Source organism: Mesosutterella porci (assembly GCF_022134585.1).
Lineage (GTDB): Bacteria > Pseudomonadota > Gammaproteobacteria > Burkholderiales > Burkholderiaceae_F > Mesosutterella > Mesosutterella porci.
In genome coordinates this window covers 1-1,108 of sequence record NZ_JAKNCT010000028.1, presented here as the reverse complement: position 1 = coordinate 1,108, position 1,108 = coordinate 1, and the positions used below count along the sequence as shown (strand labels likewise).

The 1,108-nt window shown below is 54.4% G+C and carries 1 rRNA gene; it reads right to left on the bottom strand.

Going from position 1 to position 1,108, the window contains the following annotated elements:
- A 23S ribosomal RNA gene (locus MAF45_RS11220) occupies nucleotides 1–1,108 on the bottom strand; the annotation flags it as partial.

The following is a 1,108-nucleotide window of genomic DNA, read 5'->3' as shown; positions in this document are numbered from 1 at the left end:
TTCAAGCTACCAGGGCACACCTTATTCCGAAGTTACGGTGTCAATTTGCCGAGTTCCTTCTCCCGAGTTCTCTCAAGCGCCTGAGCATATTCAGCTCACCCACCTGTGTCGGTTTACGGTACGGTCAACGTTGAACTGAAGCTTAGAGGGTTTTCCTGGAAGCGCTTCAAGTGGCTTCGCCTTCATAAGAAGGCCCGATTCTTCGTCCTGGATATTCGACAGCGGATTTGCCTGCTGCCATCCATCGCTCGAAAGCCGGGACATCCAACACCCGGTCCACTCTGGCTGCTCCGTCACCCCATCGCATTCAACGCCGGTTCAGGAATATTGACCTGATTCCCATCAGCTACGCTTCTCAGCCTGGCCTTAGGGACCGACTCACCCTGCTCCGATGAACGTAGAGCAGGAAACCTTGGGTTTGCGGCGAGCGGGCTTTTCACCCGCTTTATCGTTACTCATGTCAGCATTCGCACTTCTGATACCTCCAGCAGTCCTCTCGAACCACCTTCACGGGCTTACAGAACGCTCCCCTACCACTCCGCGCCTGACGCGCGAAATCCGCAGCTTCGGTTATCGGCTTAGCCCCGTTACATCTTCCGCGCGGAAGGACTCGATCAGTGAGCTATTACGCTTTCTTTGAAGGATGGCTGCTTCTAAGCCAACTTCCTGACTGTTTTAGCCTTTCCACTTCGTTTTCCACTTAGCCGGTATTAGGGACCTTAGCTGGCGGTCTGGGTTGATTCCCTTTTGAGTCCGGACGTTAGCACCCGGTGCTCTGTCTCCCGTGCGAAGCTTCGCGGTATTCGGAGTTTGCCATAGTTTGGTAAGACGCCATGTCCCCCTAGCTATAACAGTGCTCTACCCCCGCGAGCTCGTGCACGAGGCACTACCTCAATAGTTTTCGGGGAGAACCAGCTATCTCCAGATTTGTTAAGCCTTTCACCCCTAACCACAGCTCATCCTCTGGTTTTGCAACACCAGTAGGTTCGGCCCTCCAGTGTGTGTTACCACACCTTCAGCCTGGCCATGGTTAGCTCATCTGGTTTCGGGTCTATGCCGTGCGACTCAATCGCCCTGTTCGGACTCGCTTTCGCTGCGCCTTCCCTAT